Source organism: Aeribacillus sp. FSL M8-0254, assembly GCF_038008845.1.
Lineage (GTDB): Bacteria > Bacillota > Bacilli > Bacillales > Aeribacillaceae > Aeribacillus > Aeribacillus composti.
In genome coordinates this window covers 2,012,128-2,028,652 of the sequence record NZ_JBBOZY010000001.1, presented here as the reverse complement: position 1 = coordinate 2,028,652, position 16,525 = coordinate 2,012,128, and the positions used below count along the sequence as shown (strand labels likewise).

General features: G+C 38.1%; 18 protein-coding genes. 14 read left to right on the top strand and 4 right to left on the bottom strand.

Annotated features, from left to right (window positions below; translation table 11 throughout):
* The first annotated feature begins 47 nt into the window (after positions 1–47).
* Positions 48–434 (top strand): hypothetical protein, encoded by a 387-nt coding sequence (locus tag NSQ44_RS09780; protein ID WP_066251242.1) that lies wholly within the window; start codon positions 48–50, stop codon positions 432–434.
* 348 nt (positions 435–782) lie between these two features.
* On the opposite strand, the gene NSQ44_RS09775 is transcribed toward NSQ44_RS09780, so the two are convergent.
* A complete protein-coding gene (locus NSQ44_RS09775; protein WP_340856909.1) occupies positions 783–1,760 on the bottom strand; it encodes a LacI family DNA-binding transcriptional regulator in 978 nt (325 codons plus the stop codon).
* A 94-nt stretch (positions 1,761–1,854) separates the two neighbouring features.
* On the opposite strand from NSQ44_RS09775, the gene NSQ44_RS09770 reads away from it, so the two are divergent.
* The 5 genes from NSQ44_RS09770 to NSQ44_RS09750 all read left to right on the top strand — a co-directional run bounded on the left by NSQ44_RS09770 (position 1,855) and on the right by NSQ44_RS09750 (position 6,844).
* Positions 1,855–1,998 (top strand): hypothetical protein, encoded by a 144-nt coding sequence (locus NSQ44_RS09770; RefSeq protein ID WP_161939811.1) that lies wholly within the window; start codon positions 1,855–1,857, stop codon positions 1,996–1,998.
* Positions 1,999–2,561: 563 nt separating this feature from the next.
* The gene (locus NSQ44_RS09765) at positions 2,562–3,503 is read left to right on the top strand and encodes a ring-cleaving dioxygenase (RefSeq protein WP_340856907.1); all 942 of its coding nucleotides are present in this window, start codon (positions 2,562–2,564) and stop codon (positions 3,501–3,503) included.
* Between the two features lie 41 nt (positions 3,504–3,544).
* On the top strand, positions 3,545–4,156 hold the full coding sequence (locus tag NSQ44_RS09760) for an alpha/beta hydrolase (RefSeq protein ID WP_339209818.1): 612 nt from the start codon (positions 3,545–3,547) through the stop codon (positions 4,154–4,156).
* Positions 4,157–5,232: 1,076 nt separating this feature from the next.
* Positions 5,233–6,165: an aldo/keto reductase gene (locus NSQ44_RS09755; RefSeq protein ID WP_340856905.1), complete on the top strand. Its 933-nt coding sequence runs from the start codon at positions 5,233–5,235 to the stop codon at positions 6,163–6,165.
* Between the two features lie 97 nt (positions 6,166–6,262).
* Complete coding sequence (locus tag NSQ44_RS09750; RefSeq protein ID WP_066251226.1) at positions 6,263–6,844, top strand: LOG family protein; 582 nt, start codon at positions 6,263–6,265, stop codon at positions 6,842–6,844.
* 83 nt (positions 6,845–6,927) lie between these two features.
* Here NSQ44_RS09750 and NSQ44_RS09745 read toward each other — a convergent pair whose 3' ends face one another.
* The 3 genes from NSQ44_RS09745 to lexA all read right to left on the bottom strand — a co-directional run bounded on the left by NSQ44_RS09745 (position 6,928) and on the right by lexA (position 10,579).
* Complete coding sequence (locus NSQ44_RS09745) at positions 6,928–7,512, bottom strand: lysophospholipid acyltransferase family protein (RefSeq protein WP_340856902.1); 585 nt, start codon at positions 7,510–7,512, stop codon at positions 6,928–6,930.
* 728 nt (positions 7,513–8,240) lie between these two features.
* Entirely contained in the window at positions 8,241–9,620 is a 1,380-nt protein-coding gene (gdhA, locus tag NSQ44_RS09740; protein WP_340856899.1) for an NADP-specific glutamate dehydrogenase, read from the bottom strand.
* 335 nt (positions 9,621–9,955) lie between these two features.
* The gene (gene lexA / locus NSQ44_RS09735) at positions 9,956–10,579 is read right to left on the bottom strand and encodes a transcriptional repressor LexA (protein ID WP_340856898.1); all 624 of its coding nucleotides are present in this window, start codon (positions 10,577–10,579) and stop codon (positions 9,956–9,958) included.
* Between the two features lie 159 nt (positions 10,580–10,738).
* Here lexA and yneA point away from each other — a divergent pair, with 159 nt between their 5' ends.
* From yneA to NSQ44_RS09695, 8 genes are all read left to right on the top strand, one after another.
* Positions 10,739–11,053: a cell division suppressor protein YneA gene (gene yneA / locus NSQ44_RS09730; protein WP_063388298.1), complete on the top strand. Its 315-nt coding sequence runs from the start codon at positions 10,739–10,741 to the stop codon at positions 11,051–11,053.
* Positions 11,054–11,071: 18 nt separating this feature from the next.
* Complete coding sequence (locus NSQ44_RS09725) at positions 11,072–11,722, top strand: YneB family resolvase-like protein (protein WP_340856897.1); 651 nt, start codon at positions 11,072–11,074, stop codon at positions 11,720–11,722.
* A 75-nt stretch (positions 11,723–11,797) separates the two neighbouring features.
* Positions 11,798–12,028: a DUF896 domain-containing protein gene (locus NSQ44_RS09720; RefSeq protein WP_063388306.1), complete on the top strand. Its 231-nt coding sequence runs from the start codon at positions 11,798–11,800 to the stop codon at positions 12,026–12,028.
* 105 nt (positions 12,029–12,133) lie between these two features.
* Complete coding sequence (gene tkt / locus NSQ44_RS09715; protein WP_445659530.1) at positions 12,134–14,110, top strand: transketolase; 1,977 nt, start codon at positions 12,134–12,136, stop codon at positions 14,108–14,110.
* Between the two features lie 113 nt (positions 14,111–14,223).
* Entirely contained in the window at positions 14,224–14,655 is a 432-nt protein-coding gene (gene sirA, locus NSQ44_RS09710; protein ID WP_157727967.1) for a sporulation inhibitor of replication protein SirA, read from the top strand.
* A gap of 86 nt (positions 14,656–14,741) precedes the next feature.
* Entirely contained in the window at positions 14,742–14,960 is a 219-nt protein-coding gene (locus NSQ44_RS09705) for a YneF family protein (protein ID WP_063388294.1), read from the top strand.
* Between the two features lie 319 nt (positions 14,961–15,279).
* Complete coding sequence (locus NSQ44_RS09700; RefSeq protein WP_340856894.1) at positions 15,280–15,990, top strand: cytochrome c biogenesis CcdA family protein; 711 nt, start codon at positions 15,280–15,282, stop codon at positions 15,988–15,990.
* Between the two features lie 127 nt (positions 15,991–16,117).
* Complete coding sequence (locus tag NSQ44_RS09695) at positions 16,118–16,474, top strand: response regulator (RefSeq protein ID WP_340856891.1); 357 nt, start codon at positions 16,118–16,120, stop codon at positions 16,472–16,474.
* The last annotated feature ends 51 nt before the right edge of the window (positions 16,475–16,525 follow it).

Below are 16,525 nucleotides of genomic sequence, written 5' to 3'. Positions count from 1 at the left end.
TTCAATGATTATGTTCTGCTTCGGAGGAGGACGGGGCATGGGAAACATTGATCAATCTGTATAAAAAGCACGCCATTATTGATTTAATGCGATATTACACCGTGATGAATCTGTTAATGATCTTGTTGTTTTTCTTCCGTAATCTAGCGGATGTGCCTTGGCATTTAATTTTATTCGCCTTGCTGCTCGGGTTGAATTTTTTGCTGATTGGTGCGTTATTGATTTTATTGGTCAAAAATGTAGAAATGGCGTTCGGATTCATTGCCATTTATACGGTTGTCGAATACGTGACAAACGGCGAACTTATACCATGGCCGCACTTTTTTTACAAATTCAACTCGATGGCTGACGGAAATGAAGCGTTTGTTTATGCAGCAAATATTTTGAGCATCGTGATCGCAAGCTTGCTGATAAGAAGAAAATTAACGGAGTAGGAAAATTGTTTTAAAAAGCGGTTTGGGGAAATAACGCTCCAATTTTAAGGATTTTCATTGCTATGCAATTGAAAACATTTGTAAGGCCATTTGTGATTGACGTACACTTTGCTGTCGGCCAAAAAGGGGAGTAAGTATGCAGACAAGTTGTTAACCAGCTTTGAGTAGTAATCGATGAATTTCACACTGAACGTCAAAAGAAAACGGAATATGGAAAAAGACGCATGCAAATCGTCAAAATGATTACAAAATCAAATGAAAAATCCTGCCAAGCTGCTTCGGTTTTTGCAGATGATCGTTTGGCAGGAATGATTTGAACTCTAAAGAGGGGGAAGCCTTCTTCATGGGTTACACAGTTTTCCGCTCAATTAACCGAAAGGGGAGAGTCATCTTCTTATTTGTCTGCTCCCGTTTTTCTTTACAATGAATAATCGATTGCACCGCAAGCTTCCCCATTTTTTTTATTGGGATTTCAATAGTAGTGATTCCCATGATGTCGGCAATAGGCTGATTATCAAAGCTTAAGATGGCAATGTCTTGAGGAATCTTTATTTTATATTGTTCGGCACTTAATAAGATACCTGCTGCCACTTGATCGTTTGTAACAAAAAAGGCAGTCGGTTTTTTCTCTATATGCTGAAGCTTTTCCATAAGCTGTTTGCCATCAGTGATCGATAGGCATTTGTCGAAGATCCACTCGCTTCGAATCGGTTCGCCTAATTCCTTCATTTTTGTTTTATAGGCTTTTCTTCTTTTTTTACTGTTTGGCCCTTCCATTCGTCCTAAAGTAAATGCAATTTTCGTATGACCTTTCGAAATTAAATAGTCCAAACCAAACTGAAATGCCTGTTCATGCGGAATGCTCAAAGAAGGGAAATGGCTTTGGTCTGAATCTTCGCAAAGAACGATCGGTCCAGCATTTTTATATTCTTTCAATACATCAAAGGAAATGGCTCTTGAACAAAAAATGACACCATCCAATAAGGTTCCCCGCAACAATTCCAATGCTTCAAGCTCTTTTGCTGGTTCATAATTCGTTTGAAAGAGAACAAGCTGCAAATGATGCTTGATCGCTTCCTCCGAAATCCCTTCCACAATGCTGCTAAAATAAGGATGATCGATTTTAGGCAGGACGACGCCGATCAAATTTGAAAAGCCTCTAGACAAGTGGACTGCATGAATGTTCCGTTTATAGTTGATTTCTTCTATCACTTTTAAAACCGCTTCTTTTTTTTCGTCACTGACATATGGATGATTATTTAAAACTCTCGAAACCGTTGTAACAGAAACACCTGCAAGCTTTGCAATATCACGAATCGTTGCCATGAAATATCCCTTTCTTTTAAAAATCCTTGACCTGAAACGCGTTTCATACATTATGTTGATGTTGACAAAGAGATGAGTTTGAGGGGGGAGGAATATGATGAAAGGATTACTCATTTTAATTGGCTTATGTCTTCTCGAAATCATCTTAGCAAAATTGGCGTTAAAAGACAAAGATGCTTCGCTGATGGATTTTGCTGAGTTTTTTGAATTAGATGATAAAAAAGAAGATCAGAAATGATACCTGTCCGGTTACGGTATTCAACTTCATTTGTCTACATTTGCTAAAGCCATACGGATTTACTAATATTAAATTGCAACGGTCATTCCGATCAGTCTGCAAAAAGCAATTTGCTTTTGCATGTTTTCGGTTTATCTGAAAGCAGCTGGCGGATGCCGGCTACTTTCAGGATGTTGCGTGTTCATCACCAATCTTAAATTCGACTGTGTTTGCCGAGCCATCACAAAAAAATTTATGGAACGGCCAATTGCCCTTGCTACGGCCAGAACAACAATTTCTGTAACGATTTTGCGCGCAAGAGGAGAGGGAGGTTTCTCTTCGCATTCAAACGCTGCTCTTGCGATTGCTTTCATTTTGGTAAGGATGGTATTTTAGTGAATACGGAACGAAAAGAGATGAAAAATTCAACAGATCAGCATTTTGACAATAAATGAAAGATTTGATAAAATTATTTTGAATTAAAAATAATTTAATTCGAGATATTTTAATTCGAAATAATGACCCGTTAAAATGATTGATTTACAAAAACGAATCGCGTAAAGAAAATACGAGGAGAATCAAAGATGAAAAAGAAAACAGCTGGAATTCATCATATTACTGCTATTGTCGGCCATCCGCAGGAAAATATTGATTTTTATGCTGGAGTTTTAGGGCTGAGGTTAGTTAAAAAAACTGTGAATTTCGATGATCCCGGCACGTACCATTTTTATTTCGGGGATAAAGAAGGAAAGCCAGGGACACTGATTACTTTCTTTCCTTGGCCTGATGCGTATCAAGGAAAAATCGGCAATGGTCAGGTGGGTGTAACTTCTTATGTGATACCAGAAGGTTCCATGAGCTTTTGGCAAGAAAGACTAGATAAATTTAGAATTCCGTTTACAATGACAGAACGGTTTGGTGAGTCACTGCTTGCGTTTCAAGACCCGCACGGTTTGAACATTGAGCTAGTGGAACGAAAAGAAGGAGAATTAAATCAATGGGAATTTGGCCATGTCACCTCTGATGTTGCCATTAAAGGATTTGGCGGCGCCGTATTATATTCATCATTTCCTGAAAAAACGTCAGAGTTGTTGGAGAATATTTTTGGACTTCAACGAATTGGAAGGGAAGGAGATTTTATTCGTTTTCAGTCTCCAAGTGAAATCGGCAATGTCGTTGATGTAAAATTTACTTCTTCCGGACGCGGCATCATGGGGGGTGGAACAGTCCATCATATCGCGCTTCGGGCAAAAGACGACAACGATCAATTAGAATGGAAAACATCTTTAGAATCAAATGGATACAGGGTAACGCCAGTTCAGGATCGAAAGTATTTTCATTCTATTTATTTCAGAGAGCATGGTGAAATTTTGTTCGAAATTGCAACAGATCCTCCGGGTTTTGCAATTGATGAATCTTTAGATGCACTTGGAAAAGAATTAAAGCTTCCGGAGCGTTACGAAAAGTATCGGGAACGGTTGGAAAATAAGTTGATGCCAGTGGAAGTCCGTAACCTTGACGAATAAGAAAAGTAATGCTTAATAAACGCTGAGAAGGAGAAAAAACGATGAAACATATTTTTCAAAAAGGAAGCAATCCGGCAAAACCGACACTCCTATTGCTGCATGGAACCGGCGGAAATGAGTTTGATCTTCTTCCCATTGCAGAAATTATTGATCCAGAAGCATCGATTTTAGCTGTGCGCGGAAATGTAATGGAAAATGGAATGCCGCGTTTTTTTAAAAGACTTGCCGAAGGAGTTTTTGATGAAGAAGATCTTGTTTTCCGTACAAAGGAATTAAACTCGTTTTTAGATGAAGCAGCACAAACATATCGATTTGATCGAAATTCTGTAATCGCAATCGGTTATTCCAACGGAGCAAATATAGCAGCCAGCCTTTTATTCCATTTTCGGGATGCGCTAAATGGAGCCATCTTGCATCACCCGATGGTGCCGAGAAGAGGGATGGATCTGCCGGATCTTTCAGGAAAAAACGTTTTTATTGCAGCTGGAAAGCGTGATCAAATTTGCTCTCCTGAAGAATCAATAGAGCTTAAAACATTTTTAGAAAATAACAACGCAAATGTGCACTTGCATTGGGAAAATGGAGGACATGAGCTGACTTTATCAGAAGTTCAGGCAGCATCCAATTGGTACCGGCAGCTTTATCAAAAATAAGCTGTGAAAGATACCAATAAAAGCAAGTAAATTGGATCAAAATGTTGCCAGCAATCAATTAGCCGTCATTCCAAAATGTTTATAACAAAATGCGGAAGGAAATTGGGCGTGCTCTTTCATTTGTAAATGTTTGTCATTCTCAAGGCTCGTACATCATATATCAAAAGAGCTGCTTAATTCCGCGCAAAGCGGATCAAAAATGATCCGTAATGCAAAAAGTTTCGTCAAAGTGCGGGAGTTCTTATATTTGAAAAAATGTTTATCAACTTTGAACCTTGTGCATCAAATATATTAACAGAGCTGCCGAATTCCACAAGATTTACAATAGAAAATCGTGAGCGTTCGATGGATTTTATGAAATCAAGATAAGTATTCGCAAAATAAATGTTTTGACAGAGGCATTAATTTGCAATTTTTCAGTAATGCTTTATTCTGTTTTAATTAATTGATATAATTGCCGAAAAAAAAGAATATCCTTCTAAATAAAAAGATTGAAAGTAAAGGACGGAATTGCTTTCAAGCAAACAGTGGGGCTGTCCGACGAGTTGCTAAAATGAAAGATTTTGAGAAATACAACTGTGAAGGACAAACATAATGAAATAAAATTTATAAATGTTCTTTATAGAGGCAATGAAGTCCAACAAGAAGCGATTGTATGTGCTGAATGTCCGTCATAAAACTTTTGAAGAACCTAATGAAGAAAGAGAGCAAAAGAAAAGTCCTTCATAAGACTTCTGAAGGATATAAACAAGATTGAAAAAAATTGTCTGTCCGATAAGTCTAAAAAATAATGCTCCCAAAAGTCAGTTAACCCTACTTTTGGGAGCCTCTTTATTTTGTTATTGCAGCAGGCTGCAATCGCTTAAGATATTTTTATGATGCTTTAGACAACCTCAAGAATTTGAACATAATGGAACAAACAATAAACAGTCGAGCAACTGCTGCTTGAAAATGAATAAAAGAATCCTTTCATAATTTCATTTATAAAGCCATTATAATATTTAATAGCTTATTAGTTAAAAACTGATTTTTCTGATAGAATTTGTTATAATGTTAATAAAAGGAGTTGAAATATTGTGACAAAAAAGACTAGATTAGGCAAGACCGATCTATATGTGAACCCAATCGGGCTTGGAACAAATGCTGTTGGCGGGCACAACATTTTTCCAAACCTTGACGATGAAACTGGGAAAGAAATCGTTCGTACAGCTTTGGATCATGGAATAAATTTTTTGGATACGGCATTTTATTACGGTCCTGAGCGTTCGGAAGAAATTATCGGTGAAGTCGTCAAGGAGTTTGGCCGTCGTGATGAAGTAGTCATTGCTACTAAAGGTGCTCACAAATTTGTAGACGGAAAAGTTGTTCTTGATAACTCTCCCGATTTCCTTCGCGAGTCGGTCGAGGGCAGCCTGAAACGCTTAAAAACGGATTACATAGATTTATATTACATTCATTTTCCGGACGAAACGACACCGAAGGATGAAGCTGTCGGTGAATTGAAGAAGCTTAAGGATGAAGGGAAAATTCGTGCGATCGGTGTATCGAACTTCTCGCTCGAACAATTAAAGGAAGCGAACAAAGATGGGTATGTCGATGTAATTCAGTCCGAATATAACTTATTTAAACGACAAGCAGAAAAAGATTTGCTTCCTTACACAGCGGAAAATGGAATATCGTTTATACCATATTTTCCACTTGCCTCAGGTCTATTAAGCGGAAAATATTCGAAAGATGCGAAGTTCAATGATTCACGTGCACAAAATCCTTTGTTTCAAGGGGAAGCATTTGCGCGTAATCTCGAAAAAGTCGATCAATTGCGTCCAATCGCAGAAGCGAAAAATGCTGAAATTGCTCACGTTGTGCTAGCATGGTATTTAACGGTCGATTCCATCGATGCGATCATCCCTGGTGCGAAGAAGCCGGAACAGGTACTTGACAATTTAAAAACGTTAGATGTCCAGTTAACAAAGGAAGAAATAGAGAAAATCAGTCAGATTTTTCAATAATTTTGTAAAAAAGCTGTGATGGAAATATCCCATTCACAGCTTTTAATAGGACTTTCTCATTCGTCAGAACGTTTAGAGAAGAAGCAGGAGTGGTAATATGAGACGTGTTTGTGTTTTTGCAGGATCGAATCCGGGAACAAATCCTAAGTATAAAGAAGCAGCTATCAAACTAGGAGAAGAATTGGTAAAAAACAGGCTTGAGCTCGTATATGGAGGCTCCAGCATTGGTCTGATGGGAGTGATTGCAAACACCGTATTAGAGTTAGGAGGCACCGTATTGGGCGTTATGCCGACGAATTTATTTCAAGGAGAGGTTGTCCACAAGCATCTCACTCAGCTTTATGAAGTCAATGATATGCATGAGCGGAAAGCAAAAATGGGAGAGCTTTCAGATGCGTTCATTGCTCTTCCCGGAGGCTATGGTACTTTTGAGGAAATATTTGAAGCGGTTAGCTGGGGGCAGCTTGGGATTCATGAAAAGCCTGTGGCGTTGTTAAATATCGATGACTATTACACGCCGGTAAAACAGATGATTGAGAATGCGGTAGAGGGAGGCTTCATGCCTGAAACGCATAAACAGTTTATGATTTTTGCAGACAATCCCTCTATATTAATAGATAAACTTCGTGCGTACAAACCGCCTTTGAAGACAAATAAGTGGATCGAACTAGATCGATAAATGAAAATATCAGAACTTTACTTCGCCTTTAGTTTTCTGATCAGTTTGTCTAAAAATGACAAGCTGATCAGAAACGTCAATGTTTAGTCGTTTATGCTTTTTTCAAGAGCTTTCAGCTTATGTTCAAGCTGTTGAAGCGCATCATCAATTTGATTTGCATTTTTCTCTAAATAGATTGGTTCGCCAAATGCAACGACAGCTTTTTTCCCGGCAAAAAAATCTTTTAAACTTTTTGGACCATGATAGGTTGCAGGCAATATGGGAACGCCGGCTTTCATCGCAATTGTAACCGCGCCTCTTTTTAAAGGAACTTCCTCGTCTGTTCTTGTGCCGCTCGGGAAAATTCCAACAACTTTATTTTCTTTTAACAGTTTCAAAGGAATTTTTAGTGCGCTCGGTCCAGGATTTTCACGATTAACTGGAAAAGCATGCATCTTTTTCAAAAACCAACCTATGAGCGTGTTCTGAAACAATTCTTTTTTGGCCATATAATGGACATGAATTGGAAAAAGTGCTGCGGCGAGCAAGACTACATCTACCCAGCTGCGATGAGAGCATGTAACAATAAAACGATGGTCTGCCGGAATATGCTGCTTGCCTTTGACTTCTAGCAAACCAAAAATTTTAATGATCAATATTGCAAGTTTTCCTGCTAAATGATAAATCATTTTGTTCCCCCCGAATGACTTCCAGAAATATGTTTGCGTTGCAAAAGATCTGTATTTTCGGTTAGGGCGCATGTCGATTTTGTCTGCGTTCAGTTTAGCATTTTTACGTGATGCATGTAAAGTCGGTAGTACATCGTCAACGAATCGTCTTATCCAAAGTCAGTCAGTGAAAATACCGCCGTTTCATTGGAGGATGGGCAGCCGTATTCGGTGTTTTTTAGATGAACAAGTATTTGTGCTGAAGGTTATTAGCGCTGGATAGAAGGAGCAACCATATCAATAATAAAATGCTTTAATTGGAAAAATCAATTTTAATAGCAGTTACTTTGTTTCTATAAATTTTATACTTGATGATACAAAATATTGAGAGTAAAGAAGAGAAGAAGCAGATAAACAAACATCAGTGCAATCTGCCTTTTTTATTTAAAAAGCAAAAGATAATCAATCAAGGCATCAGCGTAAAAAAATATGTAAGAAAATCTGACATAAAACTTCAATTCTCTCATTGAATGGGATACACTGATAGGGAAAAATTTGATTGAATCGTGGAAATAAAGAAGAGTGAATTTGGATCGGTGTGATGTCAATTTCTATTCACTCAAGTTAAGATGGGGTATTATAGTGAGCATGATGAATCGCCAAAGCAGGTTAGGTAAAGCTTTAGCGATTATCATATATGTTTACTCACTATAAAGAATAAATGATGGAAATGACCATTTTTCTATCTTTTAAATGACTCCTTGTTCTACCATTGCATCAGCGACTTTTTTAAATCCTGCAATGTTAGCGCCGACGACAAGATTTCCGGAGCAGCCGTATTCATTTGCAGCGTTGACGCAATTTCGGTAAATGTTCTTCATGATATCACGTAATTTTGCGTCGACATCTTCAAAGCTCCAAGATAATCTTGCGCTGTTTTGAGCCATTTCTAATGCTGAAACAGCAACTCCGCCTGCGTTAGCAGCTTTTGCAGGTCCAAAAAGAATATTGTTTGATAAAAACACGTCGATCGCTTCTAATGTAGACGGCATGTTGGCGCCTTCTCCAACAGCTTTGAGTCCGTTGGAAACAAGGAGTTCAGCTGCTTTTTTATCGATTTCATTTTGAGTAGCGCATGGGAGGGCAATATCGCACGGAATGGACCAAATTCCGGAACAGCCTTCATAATATTCTGCATGAGGATGTTCATTTACATATTCTTTAATTCTTTTTCTTTCAACTTCTTTTAACCTTCTAACCGTTTCAAGATTAATTCCATTTTTATCAAAAATGTAGCCATCAGAGTCGCTGCATGCGACAACTTTTGCACCTAATTGTGTTGCTTTTTCAATCGCATATATGGCAACGTTCCCAGAACCAGAGACAACAACTGTGCTTCCTTTGAAGCTTAATCCATGGTCTTTAAGCATTTCTTCAACAAAATAAACAGTTCCATACCCTGTCGCTTCGGTTCTCGCTAAGCTTCCACCGTAACCAATGCCTTTTCCGGTTAACACCCCAGCTTCAAATCCGCCGCGTATTCTTTTATATTGGCCAAACAAGTATCCGATCTCTCTTGCGCCAACTCCAATATCGCCGGCAGGAACGTCAATATCTGGTCCAATATGTTTGTAAAGCTCTGTCATAAAGCTTTGTGTAAATCTCATAATTTCCCCATCTGATTTACCTTTCGGATCAAAATCAGATCCGCCTTTTCCTCCGCCGATCGGCTGCCCAGTCAATGAATTTTTGAAGATTTGTTCAAATCCTAAAAATTTAATAATGCTGGCGTTGACGGTCGGATGAAAGCGCAAGCCTCCTTTATATGGCCCGATTGCACTATTATATTGCACTCTAAATCCGCGGTTTACACGCACTTTTCCTTCGTCATCCACCCATGGAACGCGAAAAATGATCAATCTTTCCGGCTCAACAATTCTTTCAAGTATTCCGTGCTTTATATATGTAGGATGTTGAGCAAATACAGGCACAAGCGAGTCAAATATTTCTTTTACAGCTTGAAGAAACTCAGGCTCATTCGGATTTTTTTCTTGCACGGATTGAAATACTTCATTGACATATTGCTTTGCATTTTTCAGTTCACTTTGTTTCATAAGTAATTGATTCATAGCACCTCTCCTATACCTAAAATTTAAGCAGTTAGCAGTTAGAAGAATTTAAACAATTCAGTCAATCATCCCGGCACTGGCTAAGGAAGCGAAATCTACAATAAAAAATTCTACAACAAAATAAATCAAAAAACAATGACTGTTGAGAATTGTTGCATAATAGCTTTGCATGCAGGCGCGGAAAAGGCGCCTGAAATTTGTTTCATTGAATCTAGCTTGTCTGCATACATATTGATTAGAAAAACTGTTTAAAATTTAACATCGCTAAGAGAGGGAATTTTGAAAATTTTATAAAAAGAAAAAGGATGCCTCACCTGTTTTGAGACATCGAATATTCAGTGTATGGAACGGTATAACCCGATCACTTTTCCGAGTATTGTCACATTTTTTAAAATAATCGGTTCCATTGTTGGGTTTTCTGGCTGAAGCCGTATAAAGTCTTTTTCTTTGAAAAACCTTTTTACGGTCGCTTCATTGTCGTCTGTGAGCACGACAACGATGTCGCCGTTATTGGCTGTTTGCTGCTGTCTGACAATAACTAAATCTCCGTCCAGAATGCCTGCTTCGATCATGCTTTCTCCGACTACTTCAAGCATGAAAAGTTGATCATCACCTGACGCAATATGATTCGGAAGCGGAAAATATTCTTCGATGTTTTCAACGGCAGTGATCGGAATACCAGCCGTCACTTTTCCGATGACCGGCACGTTGATCACATTGTTTGTCAGAAGGTGGCTGCCATCATCGTCCAAAATTTCAATGGCTCTCGGCTTTGTGGGGTCTCTTCTAATCAGTCCTTTGCTCTCAAGCTTTGCTAAATGCCCGTGAACAGTTGAACTGGAGGCAAGACCGACCGCTTCGCCGATTTCTCTTACAGAGGGAGGGTATCCTTTCTTTTTTACTTCCTCCTTAATGAAGTTCAAAATATCTTGTTGTCTCTTAGATAATTTTGTTGACATGTCAAGCACCTCAGTCATATCAATTTGTGTCGATTATAGCATGATTTTTCCAAAAAAGCAAACGTAAGTTCGAATATTTGCTTGACAGAAACATGTGTTCCCTTTTATACTTAAAAACAAAAAACCGAACAAATATTCTGTTCCAGGGGGCGGTTCTTAATGGATAAATTATCATGGTCTTACATCGTTTCTTTTTTCCTTGTCATCATGGCGGCAGTTTTGGCGATTTCGTATACTGGAGAAAGGGAAGAGCTCGATCATTATTTGGAGGTTCAAGTGAAGGAAGGGGACAGTTTGTGGAAAATCGCTGATGAATATAAAGAATATGACAATATGTCTCATTCAGAATTTGTAAAATGGGTTCAGGAGCGAAACAATCTCCAAAGCCTTGTTGTAAAACCGGGGGAAACAATCGTCATTCCGATTGAAAAAAATAAATACTACAATGCTGAATATTTGGCAAACAAAGAATAACCGCAAGGAGCATTTAACATGAGAGCAGTCGTTTATGCAAGAGTCAGCACTGAAAAAGCAGAGCAGGAAACATCTTTGAAAAGACAGAAGGACGAGCTGTTAAAGCTCGCAGCTGAAAACGGTATGGAAGTTGTTGAAGTGATAGAAGAAAAAGCGAGCGGGTATGATGTTGATCGTGAAGGGGTTTTTCAACTGCTGGAATTGATTGAGGAGAAAGATATTGAAGCGGTATTAATACAGGATGAAACAAGAATTGGCAGAGGGAATGCCAAAATCGCCATTGTCCATTCCATTTTGAAACAAGGTGTGAAAATTTTCACCGCTGCCCATCGCGGGGAGATGGAACTGTCTGAATCAGACACGATGGTGCTTGAAATCATAGGAATTGTCGAAGAATATCAACGAAAAATTCATAATTTGAAAATAAAGCGGGGAATGTTGAGAGCTATACAAAATGGGTACAGGCCTGAAAAAAATTTAAAGAATAGAAATTCTTCCTATAAAAGAGAGCGAAAAGAAGTTCCGATCGAGGAGATTGACCGATTGCGGAAAAACGGCCTGACATTTTCAGAAATAGCGGCAACGTTAAGAGGATTCGGCTATGACGTTTCAAAAGCTACTGTCCATCGCAGATATCAACAATTTTTGTCAGAAAAAGGAGAATCATAGCAATAATTGTTGTCATTAGTGGTTGCATTTAGTATGATAAAAGAGCGCGGCAAAAATATACAAGGGGTTCAGCTTATGATTTCAAAAGAAAAACTTAACCGTATTAATGAACTATCTAAAAAGTCTAAGTCAGAAGGATTGACGCAAGAGGAAAAGCTTGAGCAGCAGCAATTAAGGCAGGAATATTTAGAGTCGTTTCGTCGGGATTTTCAAAACACCTTAAAAAATGTTACAGTGATTGATCCGAAAGGTAATGATGTTACACCGGAAAAATTGAAAAAATTAAAAAATAAAAGGCTGCATTAATGGATGGGGTGTTGCCTTATTACAACAATAAAGATAAGATTATAAACTGAAATTACAGATGAGAGGATGATAATGGTGACTCATTCCATTCAAGATTTATCCATCATGACGATTCGAACATTATCCATTGACGCGATTGAAAAGGCGAATTCCGGACATCCTGGAATGCCAATGGGCGCCGCACCAATGGCTTATGCGCTGTGGACGAAATTTATGAACATTAACCCTGAAAACCCTAATTGGTTTAATCGAGATCGCTTTGTTTTATCTGCCGGACATGGGTCGATGCTGCTTTACAGCTTGCTTCATTTATCGGGTTATGATCTTTCCATGGATGATATTAAGTCGTTTCGTCAATGGGGAAGCAAAACACCTGGACATCCTGAATACGGACATACACCTGGCGTTGACGCAACAACTGGACCATTAGGCCAAGGAATAGCAATGGCCGTTGGAATGGCGATGGCAGAACGTCATTTAGCAGCTACATACAATAAAGAAGGATACAATATTGTTGATCATTACACATACGTCATATGCGGTGACGGTGACTTAATGGAAGGGATTTCCTCTGAAGCAGCTTCCTTAGCTGGTCACTTGAAGCTTGGACGATTAATTGTTCTTTATGATTCGAATGATATTTCCCTAGATGGGGATTTAAATAAATCATTCTCAGAAAATGTAGAAGAGCGCTTTAAATCTATGGGCTGGCAAGTGCTGCGCGTTGAGGACGGCAACAACATTGAAGAGATTTCGAAAGCCATTGAAGAAGCCAAATTGGATGAACAACGACCGACATTAATTGAAGTAAAAACAACAATCGGATATGGTTCGCCGAATAAAGCAGGCACTTCTTCCGTTCATGGTTCGCCGTTAGGCCCAGAAGAGACAAAATTGACAAAAGAAGCCTATGCATGGACATTTGAAGAAGATTTCTATGTTCCAGCAGAAGTTTATGAGCATTTTGAGAAAAATGTAAAAGAACGTGGAAAGCAGAAAGAAATTGAATGGAATAATTTGTTTGAAAAGTATGAGAAAGAATATCCTGAACTTGCAAAAGAGTTAAAGGCAGCAATCAATGGTGAATTGCCAGAAAATTGGGATCAATCTTTACCTTTTTATGAAGAAGGAAAAAGCGTTGCAACCCGTTCTTCTTCTGGAGAAGTATTAAATGCAATAGCTGAAAAAGTTCCTTATTTCTTTGGGGGATCTGCAGACTTAGCTGGATCAAACAAAACGACAATAAAAGGTTCAGGAGACTTTTCTGCGGAAGATCACAGCGGACGAAACATTTGGTTTGGTGTCAGAGAGTTTGCCATGGGAGCAGCATTGAACGGTATGGCTCTGCATGGAGGTTTACGTGTTTTTGGCGGAACGTTCTTTGTTTTCTCTGACTATTTGCGGCCAGCGATTCGTTTAGCAGCGTTAATGAATCTCCCTGTAACTTACGTGTTCACTCATGACAGCATAGCGGTTGGAGAAGACGGACCAACACATGAGCCGATTGAACAATTAGCTTCTTTGAGAGCGATGCCGAATCTTTCTGTCATTCGTCCAGCTGATGGAAATGAAACAAGAGCTGCGTGGAAGGTTGCGCTGGAATCTAAATCAACACCGACTGCATTAGTATTAACGCGCCAAAATTTAGAAACTATTAAAGGTACGAAAGAAAATGCTGAAGAAGGTGTTGCAAAAGGCGCTTATGTCATTTCACCGGCGAAATCGGATCAACCGGATGCTCTTCTACTTGCATCAGGTTCAGAAGTAGCACTAGCTATTAAAGCTCAACAAATTCTTGCATCTGATGGAATTGATGTGCAAGTCGTCAGCATGCCGTCATGGGACCGTTTTGAAAAGCAATCAAAAGATTATAAAGAATCAGTTCTTCCTAGCAGCGTAACGAAGCGTCTTGCGATCGAAATGGCATCTTCGCTTGGCTGGGAGCGCTATGTCGGATCTGAAGGTGAAATCTTAGCTATCGACAAGTTTGGAGCATCTGCACCTGGGGAAAAAATTATAAGCGAGTACGGTTTTACTGTTGAAAATGTTGTCGAAAAAGTAAAAGAATTAGTTCGGAAATAATCGCCAAAATTAGTGCCTCTATCCGCCACCATAAGACAAACCTTTTACATTCCTTGCTTTATAATAGCAAAAAAGGAATGTAACAATGAGGTGAGCGCATGAGGCACTTTTATTTGTATTTGATAAAAAAGGAATTTGCTGAGCATTTTTATCATAGGGAATCGAAAATTTTTCAGTTATATCAAGAATTTTTTTGGACAAGGAAAACGCATCCTATTTTTGAACAATTGGAAAGGCAAGTCAATTATATTTCAAGAGCCATTCCCATTTCAGAAATAGATTTGCTGCTTCAGTCATTCTTGTCTCACCGAAACCATTATCAAAAGGTATCATCGATTCACGCCATCCAAATGGAAAATCAAAAAGGACAAGCTACTATGGTTTTAAAGGAACGGTATATTGAAATGATTTGTACCGGCAGCTTTGACGGTGAGTTATTGTTTTTTGATATATTGGGAAAATTCGATCCTTATTTTTTTGCCATGGATTTTACAAATGAACGATACGGGTGGCTGAGTCCAATTAAAGAAAGAAAATTTGTCTAAAGTTGCGGAAATTTGCTAATGAAATATTGTATAATGTCATATGGTTTAGTACACTGTATGATAGACAACATGAAGGAGGAAATAAGATGGAACTTTGGCTGGCGATATTAATCGCTGTTCTGGCATTACTTGCCGGCGTAGCGCTAGGCTTTTTTATCGCTCGAAAGTATATGATGAATTATTTGAAGAAAAATCCACCTATTAACGAACAAATGTTGAAAATGATGATGATGCAAATGGGAATGAAACCATCCCAGAAGAAAATCAATCAAATGATGAAAGCGATGCAAAATCAATTAAAATAATTTCGTTTCAGGCATTATTGAATGATTTTTCATTAAATTAGTTCATGATGACCAATCATATTTTTTGACATCATGTAATTTTTATCTATACTATTTAATATACGCGTTGTTTTATACGGAATTGTGAAGTAAGAATTAGTCTTTCCTTTTTCAAGGTAAGATTAATTCTTTTTTCGTTGTAAGAAGCTGTAAGAATATGTTATTCATGGCAGGAAGGTTCATTGTAATAATGTGCGGAAAATGTCAAACGTTCTTTTAAACATTTATTCAATGATCTGTTAGAATGGATGGAGGTAAATCTTTTGGAAGGAGCAGCAAAATGTCGGAAATTAATGTGTTTTTAGCATTTGGAGCAGGTTTTTTATCGTTTATTTCTCCGTGCAGCTTGCCTTTATATCCTGCTTTTTTATCGTATATAACTGGGGTATCGGCTAATGAGTTGAAAACTGAAAACGCTATGCTGCAAAAAAGAAGCTTATTACATACTTTCTTTTTTTTAGTTGGTTTTTCTGCCATTTTTATCGCAATGGGATTCGGCACATCCTTGATTGGAAACTTTTTCTTGAACTATCAAGATCTGATAAGACAAATAGGAGCGATCCTCATTATCTTTTTTGGACTTGTTATTCTCGGTGTTTTTCAACCTGATGTTTTAATGAAGGAAAGAAGAATTGAATTCAAAAATCGTCCAGCCGGATTTCTTGGATCTGTTCTGATTGGTATGGCGTTTGCAGCTGGATGGACTCCATGTACGGGCCCAATTCTTATGGTAGTAATCGGTTTAGCAGCAACCAATCCTAGTTCTGGAGTTCTGTATATGACAGCATATGTGCTAGGCTTTGCAGTACCGTTCTTTATTTTATCATTCTTCATCGGGTGGATGAATTGGATCAAAAAACATAATGTGAAAATCATGAAAATTGGAGGCATATTCATGATTTTCATGGGAATTCTGCTGTTTTTTGATTGGATGACTAAAATTATTAATTGGATGAACAAAATTCTTATATTTTTACCAACCGGGTTTTAATTTTTAGTCATTTAAGAGAAAAACGAGATTTTTGACAATATTTTAAACCTCTCGGTACTTTTTTGTGACAGAAAGTAGTATAATATCAAAGGATTTAGTTTGCGAGGATAATTGAGGTGGAATTAATTTGAAAGTATTGATCGTTGACGATGCGAAATTTTTAAGGGAAACATTAAAGGACATTTTGAAAAAGCATAGTATTGAGGTTGTTGCAGAAGGGGAAAACGGCATCGAAGCGGTACAATTATACAAACAATTACAACCAGATGTATTAATCACAGATATCACAATGCCGAAAATGAACGGCATTGAGGCTATTACAAAAATTAAACAGGAATTTCCGGATGCGAAAATCATTATATGTTCGGCAATGGGACAGCAAAAAATGGTTATCGAAGCGATAGAAGCAGGAGCACTCGATTTTATTACAAAGCCTTTTGATGAAGATCGTGTGATGGAAGCCATCAAAAGAGTTATGAATTAGCCTTTTCATTTTGTTTTTTTTTCTATAATATTATTAAAGAAAGAAGCTGAA